A 14678-nucleotide genomic window follows, 5' to 3' on the forward strand; every position below is an offset into this window, starting at 1 on the left:
AAAGCACCATGCGCCACGGACACGGCCTTCGCAAACTCAATCGCACCAGCTCGCACCGCCTTGCGATGCTGCAAAACATGATGAACTCGATCATCGAGCACGAGGCCATCAAGACCACGGTGCCTAAGGCCAAGGAACTGCGCCGCGTGATCGAGCCCATGATCACCCTGGCCAAGGTTGACACCGTTGCCAACCGCCGCCTGGCCTTCAATCGCCTGCGCGACCGTGACAGTGTTACCAAGCTGTTCAACGACCTGGGCCCCCGCTTCAACGCGCGTCCCGGTGGCTACACACGCATTCTGAAGATGGGCTTCCGCGTGGGTGACAATGCGCCTATGGCCCTGGTTGAGTTGGTGGATCGCGCTGCAGAAACTGAAAATTCTTCGGCAGCAGCCGAATAATAGGGTATAATTTAAATCTACCGCGCGATGGAGCAGTCTGGTAGCTCGTTGGGCTCATAACCCAAAGGTCGGAGGTTCAAATCCTTCTCGCGCAACCAAACATGGCGCAAGCCGTATCAAAAAGCCCTCTTTTGGAGGGCTTTTTTTTGCCCGTTTGTAAAGGCGTCGGCCGTGCGCCTCTTTCTATGGGTTGCTATCGCAGTTTAGAGAGTCAGTGTGCCGCAGCCCAAGCGTGCTGCTGAGCGGTCTCCCGAGCCGTCCTTTGCGGGGCTTTGAATGGGGCGCCAGGACTCGCGTCAGTGCGGCACTTTCGGAGTGCCGTCCTCTGAGCAATGGAGTAGTTGCCTGCGTTCAGTGACCAAACAGGTCTGATCTGGCGGACTCCGTGATGGCTACGACGCAGGGGTGGCTGATGCGGCGCTCCACAGAAATCGCAAAAAACTCCTCCACCAATTCGCTGGAGCGGCCAATGGCTTCCACGCCAAATTGGGTCTGGGTCTCTTGTTCCAGCACCGTGGGTGACGTGAAGATGCCCCGTCCTTCCCGCCCAAAAGCATTCATGAGCGCGCTATCGTCAAACTCGCCCACGATTCGTGGCTGCAGGTGGTGCTTGTTCAGCCAGTGATCCAACTGCTGCCGCACTGAAGATTGCGGCCCCTGGATGAGCATGGGGGCGCCGTGCAGACACTGTGGAAATGGCCCCTGCAGCTCGTTTTTGAGTGCTGGTGCGCAGAAGAAGCTCATGCTGGACGATCCGAGCGCATGGTTGAAGGCCTTGACGCCGATTTTCTTGGAGGCGGGCTCATCGGCCAGCAGCAGGTCCAGCCGGTGAATGCTGAGTTGGGCGAGCAGCTCGGGGAATTTGCCCTCGTGGCAGGTCATGTGCACCTGCTCCTTCATGCCGAGCGCGGGCTCCAGCAGGTGGTAGGCGACGGATTTGGCGACCGAATCTGCCACCCCCACCTTGAACTCCAGAGGTTTGGAGTGCCCCCGAGGCAGGCGAATGGATTTTTCCAACTCATCGCTCAGCGCAAATATCTGTTCTGCGTAGCCCAAGGCAATGCGCCCCTCGTTGGTCAGCTCCACGCCCCGGCCCCGCTTGCGAAACAGCTCATGCCCCAGCCACTCTTCCAGTTGATTGATCTGCCCGGACAGTGTTTGGGGGGTGGTGTGCAGTTGTTCTCCGGCGCGCATGACGCCACCGGCCTTGGCGGCTGTCCAGAAGTATCGGAGGTGTTTGAAGTTCATGGTGCTGCCTTATTGATCGCAAAAATCGAAGTGTTTTTATCAATAAAACGAATATACGCGAAGTGTTGAACGCACTACAGTGGGTTTCTGGCAAGGCGATGAGAGCCTTGCCAGTCGTTTCACAGATGGGTGTTCACAAGGAGTTGCCATGCGTATTACGACCCGAGGAAAAGTCGCTGTATCGGCCATGACGGATCTGGCTTTGCATCAGAGGATGAAGCCGGTGTCGCTGACGACGATCAGCCAGCGTCAAGGCACGTCGCTGTCGTACCTGGAGCAATTGTTCAGCGCGTTGCGCCGTGCCGGCCTGGTGGAAAGCACCCGTGGTCCAGGCGGCGGCTACGCCCTGGCGCGCCGTGCTGAGCAGATTGCCGTGGCCGAGATCATTCTGGCGGTGGAGAACATGGACGTGGACGACTACCAGCCCCTGACCGCCCCCCAGGTGGCACAGCTCAAGGCCATGACTGGCGAGCTGTGGGTGTCTTTCAATGCCCGCGTGCTGGAATATCTGCAATCGGTCTCGCTCAAGGACCTGATGGAGCAAGCGCAAGCGCAGGGCGTGGTGACTGCCCCTGAGCCTGAGGCCAAGACCTTGCGGAAAACCTCTGGGATTGCCCCGGTGGCCCGCCCTTTGATGGCGCGGTTGCAAATTCCCAATTCGGTGTTTGCCTTGGGGGCCTTGCCGCTGGCCCCTCGCCGCTGAGCGCAAAGCCCTGAGTAGAGGCGCGCGAAGGTCGCGTCGCCGTTGCGGTGGCTCAGAAAAGAAGGCCTGGGATTGCCCCAGGCTTTGCGCAGCCGTGGTCGCCCTTGGCTTGGGGTCGAATCAGGCCATGGACGGGTCCGCCGCCATGTTGTCAAACTTCTTGAAATACTGGCGCGCCATGGCGACCAGTTGGGCGTCGCTGGGGTGGTCTGCAGCCACTGAATCGACCACGGAGGCCGCTACGGCGGCGCTGTGTTTGCTGCACCAGTCGCGGAACTGGTTGCGCGCCAAGCCGGGGCCGCAAAGCAGCACTTCGTGCGAGCCGTGTAGGGCCTGCGCCACATCGGTAAAGAAGGCGCTCGCGTCATCGCCCTTGCCCTGGTGCTTGTGGTGGCTGCGGGACTTGATGCGTTGTGCTTGCACATGTTCGCGGTCAAACATGACGACATGGGCTTCGGAATGGTCCATCCAGACAACAGCGTGAAAAGTGCTCATGGGTCTACTTTCTTGAAGTGAAGAAAAAAGGGAAACGGGTGATCGAATAACGCCTGTGCGGTGGGTGTGCTGCGGCCTAGTGGCCCGGCCTGTGGTGGGCCTCAATGGCCTCCTGACAGTGCACGCAGCGCGCAACCTCTGGGGTGGCTTTGAGGCGGGCGGCGGCAATGTCCTGGCCGCAGTCGGCACACTCGCCATAGGTGCCTGCGTCGATGCGGGCAAGGGCGGTGGCGATGGCATTGAGGTGCTCTGCCTCGCGGTCTTCCAGGGCAAATTCCAGCGTGCGCTCTGATGCGACCTGGGCTCGGGAGTCTTCTGCGTGCGTGAAATGCTCAGCAGCGGCCTCTACCCGGCCCGTGGCCTCGCCGCGTTGCTGGGCCAACTGGGCTTGAATGCCCGCTTGCTGTTCCAGCAGTTGTTGGCGGTACGAAGTGGCTTGTGTCTTGTCCATGCGGTCAACTCCTGCAAGTGATGGGGAACGGCTCACAAAACTCTTTCGGCGTTGTTGCTGCGTCTTGTCGCACATACCGTACTGCCTGTGACGCGGCGCGTCGCCAGAACCGCTTTGTCGAGCTTTCTTTGCTGCTCTGAACGCTTTCATGGTGCGCTGGTCTGATGCGCGATGCGTTGACAGAGGTCAAGCTCTGAGCAGGCCCGCACCTGGCTGTGCGATGGCTGGCGTGCCAGCCACGTGGTGAAGCCATCGCATGACGCTGATCAAGGGTTTTGCGGGATGCGCTTCTACAATGCGCGTTATGCAAACCATTCGCAGCCTCCGCTGGCTCGCCCGCCTTGTGCTGGCGTGGTTTGTTTTGTCGATCGGCGTTGCGGTGGCGTCGCCGCTGGTCAACCCTCAGGCGATGGAGTTGATCTGCTCGGGTTCGGGCGCGATCAAGATGCTGATCAAAACCGACGATGGCGCCAAGGAAATGCCCAGCCACACGCTGGACTGCCCCCTGTGCGCGCATGTCGGCGCACCGCCGCCCACCGCGCAGGCCCAGCTGCCTGTGGTCCATCCCCTGGCGCATGCGTTGCGCCCCATTCCTGCCGCGCACATTGCTGCGCGCACCGCCGCGCCGCTGCCGCCGCGCGGGCCCCCTGCGTTCTCCTGATTTGCTATTTGTTTGATAGCTGCTTGCGCTTGATTGATAAGCACTGGCGGCCTATTTGGCTTGTTATCAGGAGTTCCCATGCGCAAAAGCCGCATGGCGCTGGCCGTGGCCAGTGCCTTTCCCCTCGTCCTTGCCTTCACGGTCACCGTGGCCGTGCCCGCATTTGCCCAGACCGTTGACAGCGCCGGCAGCAGCCATGCCCCCGTCAAGGAACTGGGCGTGGTCACCATCACCGGCGGGCAGCCCACCTCGCTGCCCACGCAGATCCCCACCACCATCGAGGGCGTGACGCGCGAGCAGATCGAGCATTCGATCAACGCCACCGACAGCGAAGACGCCCTCAAGTACCTGCCCAGTCTGCTGGTGCGTAAGCGCTACATCGGCGACTACAACCACGCCGTGCTGTCCACCCGCGCCTCGGGCACGGGCAACCCGGCGCGGTCCATGGTGTTTGCCGATGGCATTTTGCTGAGCAACTACCTGGGCAACGGCCCCACCAACGCGCCACGCTGGATGCTGGTCACGCCAGAAGAAATTGAGCGCGTGGACGTGCTCTACGGCCCGTTTTCGGCCGCCTACGCAGGCAACTCGGTGGGCGCGGTGGTGGACTACGTCACGCGCATGCCGACAAAGTTCGAGGCCCACGGGCAGGTCAGCTATCAGCACCAGCCTTTTGACCTGTACAACACCAACGGCACCAACGGCACCTACGGCGGCAAGCAGGTCAGTACCTCGGTGGGCAACAAAAATGGCGACTGGTCGTGGTTCCTGAACTTCAACCAAACCGACAGCGAAGGCCAGCCGCTTACCTTCCCCACGCGCCTGGTGTCTGCAGGCACCGTTGGCAGCGCAGGCACACCCGTGACGGGCGCAGTGCTGGGCAACAACCGCAGCAACCAGCCCTGGTACCTGCTGGGCACGGCCACCCAGTACCACACGCAGCAAGACCACATCAAGGCCAAGATCGCTTACGACTTCTCGTCCACCGTGCGCGCCGCCTACACCTTCGGCTGGTGGCACAACGCATCCGAGGGGCGGCCCACCAGCTACCTGCGCGATGCCAATGGCAATGCGGTCTACAGCGGCACGGTCAACATCAATGGCCGCTCGTTTGCGCTCGCGCCCACGGACTTCAATGTGTCCAACGAAGACCTCACGCATTTCATGCACGGTTTGTCGGTCAAGAGCCGCACACAGGGCGTGTTTGATTGGGAGGTGGCCGCCAGCCTGTACGACTACCAGACCGACACCCTGCGCGCCGCTACCGTGGCGCTGCCTGCCGCGCTGAACGGCGGGGCAGGGCGCATCGTCAACAGCAAGGGCACGGGCTGGAACACGCTGGCCGCCAAGGGCACCTGGAGGCCCGATGGGCTGCAGGGCACGCACATCGTGGACTTTGGCCTGCAGCGCGACAGCTACCAGCTGCGCACTATCGAAAACGCTACGACGAACTGGATCAGCGGTGATGCAGGCGCCCGCAACCAGGCCTTCACCGGCGACACGCAGCTCATTGGCCTGTGGGCACAAGACACGTGGAAAATCGCGCCACGGTGGAAGGTCGTGCTGGGCGCCCGCGCCGAGCGCTGGAGCGCCAGCAATGGCCAGACCGGCAACGCCACCACCACGCTGAGCCACCCCGAGCGCAGCGAGACCTATGTGTCGCCGAAGGCTGCCGTGGCCTACCAGGCCAATGACCTGTGGGTGCTCAAGGCCTCCACCGGCCGCGCCGTGCGCATGCCCACCGTGGCCGAGCTGTACCAGGGCGGCATCAACGGCAGCGGCACGCTCATCAACAACGACCCCAATCTGAAACCCGAGAAGAGCTGGACCACCGAGCTGACCGCCGAGCGGGACATGGGCAATGGCCTGCTGCGCCTGACCGCGTTTTTTGAGCGCACCAAGGACGCGCTGTACTCGCAAACCAATGTGCTCGTCACACCCAACGTGACCAACGTGCAGAACGTGGATGCCATCCGTACCAAGGGCATTGAGCTGTCGTACCAGGCCGCCAACGTCTTTGCGCGCGGGCTGGAGCTGGGCAGCAGCCTGACCTGGACGGATTCCAAGATCACGCGCAACGACAAGTTCCCGGCCAGCGTCGGCCAATGGCAGCCCCGCATCCCCGAGTGGCGCGCCACTGCGGTGGCCACCTACCGGCCCGATGACAAGTGGTCGTACACCCTGGGCGCGCGCTACAGCGGCAAGCAGTACAGCACGCTCGACAACAGTGACCCCAACGGTTTTTCCTACCAGGGCGCGAGCCGCTACTTCACCACCGATGTGCGCGTGCGCTACCAGATCACCAAACAGGTCAGCGCCGCCGTGGGCATTGACAACCTCAACAACTACCAGTTCTGGAACTTCCACCCCTACCCGCAGCGCAGCTACATGGCTGAGTTGAAAGTAGATCTGTAAACCCCCTGAGCGGCTTGCGCCGCATCCCCCCAGGGGGACGCCTCCAGCGGCCCGGCAAAGCCGGTTCCGCGGTGGCACTGGCCTTGGCGAGCGTCAGTTTTTAAGGCAATGAACCGTTGAAACGAAAAGGTCAAAATATGAAAGCGAATACTATGAAAAAGATAGCTGCTTGCGCTTGCTTGATAAGCGCTACAGCCCTGTTTGGCACGGCATCGGCCCATGTGGTGCTCGAATACCAGGTCGCCCCGGCGGGCGCCAGCTACAAGGCTACCTTTAAGGTCGGCCACGGCTGCGGTGCATCGCCTACGCGGCAGCTGGTGGTGGACATTCCCGAAGGCTTCAAAGGCGCACGCCCGCAGCCCAAGCCGGGGTGGACGCTGGAGGTGCAGCGCAGCAAGCTGGCCACGCCTTACACCAGCCATGGCCGCAGCGTGACGGAGGACACCACACGCATCACCTGGACAGCCAAGACCGCCGAAGACGCGCTGCCCAGTGCCCACTATGATGAATTTGTGCTGGTGGGCCAGACGCCCGACAACGCCGGTTCCATCTACTGGCCCGTACGCCAGGTGTGTGCAGAGGGCCGCAATGACTGGACTGAAGTCCCCAAGGCAGGCCAGAAGCTGCACGACCTCAAGGCCCCAGCCGCACTGCTGGAAGTGTTGCCCCAGGCGGGCGGCGCGGGCCACCAGCATTGATGGCCGCACCACCCTCTTGGTTTTCTATCGTCTCTGTGTCTTTCGTTTTTTTAGGAGTGATTCCATGTCTTTGATCCGTACCACTGTGGCCCTGGCCTGCCTGTTGAGCGCCGTTGCCTTGACCGGCACTGCTTTTGCCCAAACCGCCAGCGTCAAAGTCGAAGGGGCCTGGGCCCGTGCCACCGTGCAGGGCCAAAAAGGCACCGGCGCGTTCATGAAGCTCACGGCCCCCGAAGGCGCCAAGCTGGTGGGTGCCTCGTCCCCCGCCGCTGGTGTGGCCGAGGTGCACGAGATGAAGATGGACGGCGACGTGATGAAGATGCGGGCCCTGCCGGTGCTGGATTTGCCCGCTGGCAAAACCGTCGAACTCAAGCCCGGCGGCTACCACATCATGCTGCTGGACCTGAAGGCCCCGCTGGCCAAAGACACCACCGTGCCCGTCACGCTCACCTTCAAGGACGCCAAGGGCACCGAAAGCAAGCAGGAGCTGAACCTGCCCGTGGCCACCACGGCCCCCGGCGCTGCGGCGGCGCCCGCAGCGGCAGACCACCAGCACGGAGCCCACAAGCACTGAGCGCCCTTGCACCCGGCCCCGCAATCTGGGGTCGGCACGCATCGCCATGTGCCGCCTGGTGGAGTAAGCTGCCGAGCATCCTCCACCAGAAAGCGCAGCGGCCATGAGCGATACCTCACACTTTGGTTTTGGCAAATTTGTCCCCGGCTTTGACTTCCTGCAAAGCCTCGCCAAAGGCGCGTCCAGCGGCATTCCACAAATGCCCCAGCTCTCCAACTGGGTGGCCCCCACCCTCAGCGTGGAAGAACTGGAAAAGCGCATTGACGAACTCAAAGCCGTGCAGTTCTGGCTGGAGCAAAACAGCCGCGCACTCACCGCCACCATCCAGGCACTGGAAGTGCAGAAGATGACGCTGGCCACCTTGCAGGGCATGAACATGAGCATGGGCGACGTGGCCAATGCGTTCAAGTTCCAGGGGGCTGATTCGGTGATGCAGGGCATGCAAAAAGCGGCCGAGACCTTCAGCGGCGCAGCCCGTGCGGCCGCCAGCCCAGCCCCGCAGCCTGCCGCGCCAGAGCCTGCCCCGGCACCGACACCCCCCGCGCCCCCACCACCGCCCGCAGCCCCCAGCCCCACGGCAGAGGCCGCCGCAGAGCCCGACGCCCCCAAGCCCGGCGTAGTGGACCCCTTGCACTGGTGGAGCGCGCTGACCACCCAGTTTCAGGAGATCGCCTCCCACGCCCTCAAGGACGCGGCCCAGCACAGCAGCACCCTCGACAGCACCCAGCACTTTGCCAAAGACGCGCTGAAAAAAGCCACCGACATGGCCAGCCACCTGGCCGCGCAGGGTGTGCACAGCCTGCAAGAAGCGGCCCGTGCGGCGCAGGCACCGGCCAAGGCGGCATCTGCCAAAAAAGCCCCGGCCAAGAAAGCACCGGCCAGGACCGCCACCGCCCCCAAGGCCGTCGCCAAGCCCGCCCGCCGCGCCCCTGCGGCCAGCCCCAAAGTGGCGGCGAAAAAACCTGCCGCCAAAAAGCCAGCCGCCGCCAAAAAGGCTGCTCGCGGCCGGGGCTGAACTCCCGAGCAGCGCGTGGTCAAGCCCAGCGCCTGGGCGCAGACGCCGCTGGCGCGCTAAAGTCGTTGCACTATGACCCTCTTTCCTACAGGCCACGCCACCCATCCCCAGTGGCGCATGGCGGCAGCGCTGGTGCTGGCGCAGCTGCGTGCGCAAATGGCGCTGCCCATGTATGCCGCCGCGCCCACCCTGGGGCTGCTGTACATCACCGACCATTACGCCAACGACTCGCGTGAACTGCTCGACTACCTGGCCAGCGAGCTGCCCGAGGTGACCGACTGGAGCGGCACCGTGGGCGTGGGCGTGTCGGCCAACAACGCCGAGTATTTTGACGAGCCCGCGCTGTCGGTCATGCTGCTCGATGTGCCTGCAGACCAATACCGCGTGTTCTCTGGCGTGGCGCCGCTGCCGCGCCACCCGGCCAGCGGCTTTGTGGCCCAGACGGCGCTGGTGCACGCCGACGGGCACACGCCCGAGCTGGCCGAGCTGCTGCACGAAATGGCGGGCCGTACCGAGACGGGTTACCTCTTTGGAGGCTTGAGTGCCAGCCGTGCGGCCAGCGTGCAGTTTGCTGTGGCGGGCAACGGCAACCTGGCCGGGCAGGGCGCTGCCAGCGGGGTGTTTGATGGCGGCCTGTCGGGCGTGGCCTTTGGCCCCCGCGTGCCCTTGCTCTCGCGCGTGACCCAAGGCTGCCAGCCCGTGGGGGCCCTTCGCACCATCACTGCAGCCAACGACAACGTGGTGCTGGAGCTGGACCACGAACCCGCGCTGGACGTGCTGCTGGACACTCTGCAAGTGACGCTGGACGGTGGTGACCCCCAGCCCGCGCTGCGGCGGGTGCGCGCTACGCTGGCCGGGCTGGTCGATGCGGGCACCCAGCCCATGGGGCGCCAGCGCACCGGCCACTTTGGCACCGACACGCGGGTGCGCCATATCGTGGGGCTGGACGGCGCCCGCCGTGGCGTGGCCCTGGCCGAGCCGGTGCTGCCCGGCATGCACCTGGCGTTTTGCCAGCGCAATGTGGCGGCGGCGCGGGCCGATTTGATGCGCATCTGCGCCGAAATCCGCGAAGAACTATCGCCCGAGGAACTGGAGCACGCGCCGCTGGCAGAGGGTGGGGCCCGCACCGCTGATGCCGCTGGCACGGCGGCCCCAGCGCCCGGTACCAATGGCCTGGCAGACACGCCGCCGCTGGCGGGGCGCACCATCCGGGGCGCCATTTACGTGAGCTGCTCTGGCCGGGGCGGCCCGCACTTTGGTGGCCCCAGTGCCGAGCTGCACATCGTGCGCCATGCACTGGGCGATGTGCCCTTGGTTGGTTTTTTTGCCGGCGGTGAAATCGCGCACCACCACCTGTACGGCTACACCGGCGTGCTCACGGTGTTTACTGACGCTTGAGGTGCGCCATCGGCCCGGTGGCGCTGCGCTGGCGGGCCGCTGCGCGCTTCAGCCCCCTTCGGTCGGCAGCCCTTCGGCATCCCACTCTGGCAGGCCGCCGCGCATCCAGTACACGTTGGCAAAGCCCTTGTCGGCGGCCACCCGGGCGGCTTTGTACGACTTCCAGCACTCCGCTCCGTTGCACGAAAAAATCAGCGGCTTGGTGCGGTCCAGCGACTCCAGGGCCTTGAAGTCATCCTGCTCCGCATTGAAGGCCACGTCCTTGAGGCTTTTCTCGCCATAGGCCGCCCACACCGCCCCGCGTATGCGCTTGGTGCGGTATTCCTTCTCGGTGCGCGTGTCCACCACCAGGGCGCCCTGGGCCTGCAGCTGCTGCGCGTCCTTGGCGGTGATGCGTTTCACGCCGGGCAGGGCGTTGGGGGTGAAAAGCCCCAGCTCTGCCACCTTCTGGTACTCCTGTGCCTCGGGGCGCAGGCCAATGGGTGCCAGGCCCGCACTGGCCGATGCGGTGCTGAGCCACTGCGACAACTTGCTGCGCACGTCGCTGGGCAGGTCCTTGCGCATCACGGCGCTGAAGCCGCCGGGCACGGGGCGCGATGTGGCGAGCACCTTGGCCACGCCGGGGTAGGTCGTGGCCCACAAGGCCCACTCCTCGGCGCGCACCACGGTGGCATCGGTGGTGCCCAGGGTCAGTGCGCTCAGTCCAGCCTGCGGGTATTTTTCGTGCCGCACCGCCTTGAGGTCTTTGAACGACAGCCCGGCTTCGTTCAGCATGCCGCGCGCCATGTAGGTGTAGACCGAGTCCTGCTGCGGCAGGTACAAGCGCTTGCCTTTCATGGCGGCCACGGTTTCGATCTGGGCCAGGCCCACCAGCACATAGTGGTCAGACTTTTGGGTGCAACCCACCAGCTCGTAACCGCGCTGCAGTGCCGAGGCCGCCACCTGCGGCGGGCCAATGAAGATGTCAAACCCCGCGCTGCGCGTGGCGCGCATGACATCGGCCAGGTCTTCGGTGGTGGTCACCTTCACGGCCTGGCCCGTAGCCTGGGAAAGGCCTGCCTCCAGCGCGCTGCGCAGGATGGAATGCCCGGCTTTTTTCTCGGTGGGCTCCACCGCCACGATGGCAGTGAGCTGTGCGTGCGCGGCGCTGCTGGCCAGCAGGCACAGCCCCAACACGAACGGCACCCAACGCATACGAACACTCTGGCTCATGGTTGTCCCTCCTCATTCACAGACATGGGGCTGCACGGGCCTTGCGGACGAGGCCTGCGCGGAAATCTGTCGTTTTTTATTGTTGTCTAACTGTTAAATATGCACCGGCATGCTTCAGTGTCAACGCTTGTTATGCAACTGTTTCTGTTGCTTACATGTGCGTGGGCGAGCGGTGTGCCGCAACCTGGCCCGCCCTCCAGAATGGAGCCGGTTTGCCGTTTGGCAGCGCGCCCCCAGAGCCTCTTGCACCCCCGGTGCCACGCCGGCTCGCAGCTGCAGGCGCATTGTTTATTCCACCCACAGGAGTGCATTCATGAACCCTTCGTCCACCCTGCCACGCCGCCACCTGCTGGCTGCCAGCGCCGCCGCCTTGAGCGCTGCGGGCCTGGCCAGCTGGACGGGCGCTGCCAGTGCCCAGGCTGCTGCAGCGGCCGCCCCCAAAGCGCTGCCCGCCTACGCGGGCTGGAAGAGTGGCAATGCCCTGATCGTGCACACCAGCAGCACGCTCGAAACCCGCCGCGCAGCCTTCGGCACCAGCGTGATCACGCCCGCCAACCAGCTGTATGTGCGCAACAACCTGCCCGCGCCCGATGCCGCCATTCTGGACAACCGCGATGCCTGGGCGGTGCGCGTGGAGGGCGTGAAAACCCCGCGTGAACTCACCCTGGCAGAGCTCAAAACCCTGGGGCTGGAGACCGTGGCCACCGTGCTGCAGTGCTCGGGCAATGGGCGCGGCTTTTTCCCCAGCAAGCCCAGCGGTACGCCCTGGACGGTGGGCGCCGCAGGCTGCGTGGTCTGGAGCGGGGTGCCCGTGCGCAACGTGGTGGCAGCCCTGGGCGGCCTGGCCGGGGGCATGGCCTACGTGACGGGCACCGGCGGCGAAAAGCTGCCCGAAGGCGTAGACCCGCTGACCGTGTTGGTCGAGCGCTCGGTGCCCATCAAGGCAATGGACGACGCCATCCTGGCGTGGGAGATGAACGGCGAGCCCTTGTCGCTGGCGCACGGCGGGCCCTTGCGGCTGATCGTGCCGGGCTACCAGGGCGTGAACAACATCAAGTACATCCGGCGCCTGGCGTTCACCGAGGCCCAGTCGCAGGCGCGCATCATGCAGCACGGCTACCGCATGACGCCGCCCGGCGCCAAGGCCAGCCCCGACCAGCCCTCGGTGTGGGAGATGACGGTCAAGTCCTGGATCAACGGCCCCTTGCCCGAAGGCGGGGCGCTCAAGCCCGGCCTGGTGCAGGTGCATGGCGTGGCCTTTGGCGGCACCCGTGGCGTCAAGGGCGTGGATGTGTCGGTCGATGGTGGCAAAACCTGGCAAGCCGCCCAACTCGTGGGCCCGGACCTGGGGCGTTTTGCCTGGCGCCAGTTTGTGCTGCCGGTGCGTCTGGGCGCGGGCACCCATGTGCTGGCCAGCCGGGCCACCGACGCCGCTGGCAACGTGCAGCCCGAGCAGCGCGAGGAAAACGTGGGCGGCTACAACAACGCCAGCTGGCTGGACCACGCCGTGACGCTGGTTGTGGCCTGAGGTGCTGGTGGTGGTAGTTGGAGTGCGCCGCGCAGTTGCCCAGGCCGGTGCCTTGTGGCTGCTGGCCAGCACCTCAGGCACGGGCTGGGCCGCAGACCCTGCGGAGTTGGCGCGTGGCAAGCAGCTCTTTTTGACGCTGCAGCCCGCCTGCGCCGTGTGCCACACCTTGCAGGCGGCGGGCGCGCAGGGGCAGGTGGGCCCCGTGCTGGACGAGATCCAGCCCAACGCCGAGCGGGTGCTGCGTGCGCTGCGCAACGGCATTGGCGCCATGCCCTCATTTGCCGAGAAAATGACCGAGCAAGACATGCAGGCCGTGGCCCGCTTTGTGGCGCAGTCCACGGGCGCCAAGCCTTGATGGATTAGCCGCCTTCGTCACTTTGGTGCCCTAACCCCCTTAAAAGGTTTTTGAATGACGTCTGAATCTGTTGCGCTCGCGCCCTTTGATGCCCTGGCCAGTGCCGCCGTGCTGACCCAGGCACGCCTGGGCCAAGGCCCCCGGCCATTCGACCTGCCCGCTGCGCTGCAGCCGCAAAACGCCGCGCAGGCCTACGCCGTGCAAGACGCCGTGGTGCAGGCGCGGGGTGTGGTTGCTGGCTGGAAGGTGGGGGCCTCTGGGCCGGATGCGCCACCCTCTCGGGGCGCGCTCACGCAAGACTCGGTGTGGGTCTGCGCCCAGGGGCAGCCGCAAGCGTTGTCCTGCGGCGGCAGCGTGGTCATCGGGGTGGAGGCCGAACTGGTCTATGAACTGGGCACCGACCTGCCCCCGCGTGCGCAGCCCTACTCGCGCGCAGAGGTGCTGGCGGCCATGCGCTCTGCCCGCGCCGCCATTGAAGTGTGTGACACCCGTTACGCCGCCTGGGGCGTGCAAAGCGCGTGGAGCCGCCTGGCCGACCAGGGCAGCCACGGCGCGCTGGTGGTGGGCAGCGGCCTGACCAGCCCGGCAGACCTGGCGGCATTAGATCCGCTGGCACTGCCCGTGGGCCTGTGGGTGAATGGCACCCTGGCCGTGCAGCGCGCCGCCTGGGGCAACCCGGCGGGCGACCCGCTGCGCCTGCTGGTGTGGCTGGCCAACGAGGGCGCCCACAGCCTGGGGGGGCTGCGCGCAGGCCAGTGGGTGACCACGGGCTCGTGCACCGGCAACCTGTTGGTGGCCCCTGGGTCCGTGGTGGTGGCAGAGCTGGGCGGGGTGGGGCGCGCAGAGCTGCGTTGCATTGCGTAGTTCGGTGGGGCTGAACTGACCATGCAACGGGCCAGCCGGGATCAAGACGCGCCTTGGTGCCTTTGCTTTGTGCCTTTGTTCTGACCCGACCATGCGCCCAGCCAAGACTGGGCGCATGGTTTTCGCTCCATATTTCATTCAATAACGGTGCCCGTTGTCCGGGCGGCGGTCATGCCGGTTGGGCACACCGTCACCGTCCCGGTCGCGGTCGTAGCGGTTGGGGATGCCATCGCCATCGCGGTCCCACCCGCCGGGCTGCATGTGCCAGCGGCCGTCGCGCTCTTGCCATTGCACCGGCCGGTAGTGGTAGCCCGGGCGGGCTTTGACCCAATAGCCATTCATCCACACGTGGCGGTGGCCGCGCCATTGCCAGTGCCCTGGCACCCAGGCCATGCCGCGCCGGGGGCGGGGTGTGGCTTCGTGGCGGGGCGGCGGTGGTGCCTGTGTGTATTGCACCTGCACGTTGCCTGCCTGGACCACCACCGCCGAGCTTTGCGCGTGTGCAGGGGCCAGGGTGCACAGGCTGAGCAAGGCCAGCGCTGCGGCCGTGAGTGCGTGGTGGGCATTGCGCGGGTTGCGGGCTGTGTGTGCCATGGTGTTTGCTCCTTCAGAACAGGTTCTCAGAACCGGAGCCTTCATGGTGCCGCTGGTACGTCAAGC

Annotated in this window: 16 protein-coding genes and 1 tRNA gene; 12 read left to right on the forward strand and 5 right to left on the reverse strand. The window is 65.1% G+C overall.

Annotated elements, in window-relative coordinates:
• The first annotated feature begins 8 nt into the window (after positions 1 to 8).
• Positions 9 to 401 carry a 50S ribosomal protein L17 gene (gene rplQ / locus EAG14_RS02180; protein ID WP_099656876.1) on the forward strand — a complete coding sequence of 131 codons (393 nt, stop codon included), beginning with the start codon at positions 9 to 11 and terminating at the stop codon, positions 399 to 401.
• A gap of 21 nt (positions 402 to 422) precedes the next feature.
• Positions 423 to 499 (forward strand) — tRNA-Met (locus tag EAG14_RS02185).
• Between the two features lie 253 nt (positions 500 to 752).
• Here the strand turns inward: EAG14_RS02185 and nhaR are convergent.
• The gene (gene nhaR, locus EAG14_RS02190) at positions 753 to 1649 is read right to left on the reverse strand and encodes a transcriptional activator NhaR (RefSeq protein WP_121727927.1); all 897 of its coding nucleotides are present in this window, start codon (positions 1647 to 1649) and stop codon (positions 753 to 755) included.
• A gap of 148 nt (positions 1650 to 1797) precedes the next feature.
• Between nhaR and EAG14_RS02195 the strand changes: the two genes are divergently transcribed.
• Positions 1798 to 2352, forward strand: a complete 555-nt coding sequence (locus EAG14_RS02195) for an Rrf2 family transcriptional regulator (RefSeq protein WP_121727928.1) — start codon at positions 1798 to 1800, stop codon at positions 2350 to 2352.
• Positions 2353 to 2472: 120 nt separating this feature from the next.
• Here EAG14_RS02195 and EAG14_RS02200 read toward each other — a convergent pair whose 3' ends face one another.
• The gene (locus tag EAG14_RS02200; RefSeq protein WP_099742216.1) at positions 2473 to 2847 is read right to left on the reverse strand and encodes a hypothetical protein; all 375 of its coding nucleotides are present in this window, start codon (positions 2845 to 2847) and stop codon (positions 2473 to 2475) included.
• Between the two features lie 76 nt (positions 2848 to 2923).
• A complete protein-coding gene (locus tag EAG14_RS02205; protein ID WP_121727929.1) occupies positions 2924 to 3298 on the reverse strand; it encodes a TraR/DksA family transcriptional regulator in 375 nt (124 codons plus the stop codon).
• A gap of 295 nt (positions 3299 to 3593) precedes the next feature.
• Here EAG14_RS02205 and EAG14_RS02210 point away from each other — a divergent pair, with 295 nt between their 5' ends.
• The 6 genes from EAG14_RS02210 (at position 3594) to EAG14_RS02235 (ending at position 10059) form a co-directional block, all read left to right on the forward strand.
• Complete coding sequence (locus tag EAG14_RS02210) at positions 3594 to 3959, forward strand: DUF2946 family protein (RefSeq protein ID WP_121727930.1); 366 nt, start codon at positions 3594 to 3596, stop codon at positions 3957 to 3959.
• 78 nt (positions 3960 to 4037) lie between these two features.
• Entirely contained in the window at positions 4038 to 6374 is a 2337-nt protein-coding gene (locus EAG14_RS02215; protein ID WP_121727931.1) for a TonB-dependent receptor, read from the forward strand.
• 152 nt (positions 6375 to 6526) lie between these two features.
• Positions 6527 to 7072 (forward strand): YcnI family protein, encoded by a 546-nt coding sequence (locus EAG14_RS02220; RefSeq protein ID WP_240456907.1) that lies wholly within the window; start codon positions 6527 to 6529, stop codon positions 7070 to 7072.
• A 64-nt stretch (positions 7073 to 7136) separates the two neighbouring features.
• The gene (locus EAG14_RS02225) at positions 7137 to 7646 is read left to right on the forward strand and encodes a copper chaperone PCu(A)C (protein WP_121727933.1); all 510 of its coding nucleotides are present in this window, start codon (positions 7137 to 7139) and stop codon (positions 7644 to 7646) included.
• A gap of 103 nt (positions 7647 to 7749) precedes the next feature.
• Positions 7750 to 8661: a PhaM family polyhydroxyalkanoate granule multifunctional regulatory protein gene (locus EAG14_RS02230; RefSeq protein WP_121727934.1), complete on the forward strand. Its 912-nt coding sequence runs from the start codon at positions 7750 to 7752 to the stop codon at positions 8659 to 8661.
• A 72-nt stretch (positions 8662 to 8733) separates the two neighbouring features.
• A complete protein-coding gene (locus EAG14_RS02235; RefSeq protein WP_121727935.1) occupies positions 8734 to 10059 on the forward strand; it encodes an FIST N-terminal domain-containing protein in 1326 nt (441 codons plus the stop codon).
• A gap of 48 nt (positions 10060 to 10107) precedes the next feature.
• Here EAG14_RS02235 and EAG14_RS02240 read toward each other — a convergent pair whose 3' ends face one another.
• Entirely contained in the window at positions 10108 to 11271 is a 1164-nt protein-coding gene (locus EAG14_RS02240) for a rhodanese-like domain-containing protein (RefSeq protein ID WP_162995881.1), read from the reverse strand.
• Between the two features lie 313 nt (positions 11272 to 11584).
• Between EAG14_RS02240 and EAG14_RS02245 the strand changes: the two genes are divergently transcribed.
• Genes EAG14_RS02245 through EAG14_RS02255 form a run of 3 tightly spaced genes read left to right on the forward strand, consistent with a single transcriptional unit; the run spans position 11585 to position 14018 of the window.
• Complete coding sequence (locus EAG14_RS02245; protein ID WP_099742207.1) at positions 11585 to 12799, forward strand: sulfite oxidase; 1215 nt, start codon at positions 11585 to 11587, stop codon at positions 12797 to 12799.
• Positions 12800 to 12806: 7 nt separating this feature from the next.
• Positions 12807 to 13154, forward strand: a complete 348-nt coding sequence (locus EAG14_RS02250; protein ID WP_371414395.1) for a cytochrome c — start codon at positions 12807 to 12809, stop codon at positions 13152 to 13154.
• A gap of 54 nt (positions 13155 to 13208) precedes the next feature.
• Complete coding sequence (locus EAG14_RS02255) at positions 13209 to 14018, forward strand: 2-keto-4-pentenoate hydratase (protein ID WP_121727937.1); 810 nt, start codon at positions 13209 to 13211, stop codon at positions 14016 to 14018.
• A gap of 138 nt (positions 14019 to 14156) precedes the next feature.
• Here the strand turns inward: EAG14_RS02255 and EAG14_RS02260 are convergent, their stop codons facing one another.
• Positions 14157 to 14612: a YXWGXW repeat-containing protein gene (locus EAG14_RS02260; protein WP_121727938.1), complete on the reverse strand. Its 456-nt coding sequence runs from the start codon at positions 14610 to 14612 to the stop codon at positions 14157 to 14159.
• Positions 14613 to 14678: the final 66 nt, after the last annotated feature.

Origin of the sequence: Acidovorax sp. 1608163, assembly GCF_003669015.1 — a bacterium.
Classification (GTDB): domain Bacteria; phylum Pseudomonadota; class Gammaproteobacteria; order Burkholderiales; family Burkholderiaceae_C; genus Acidovorax.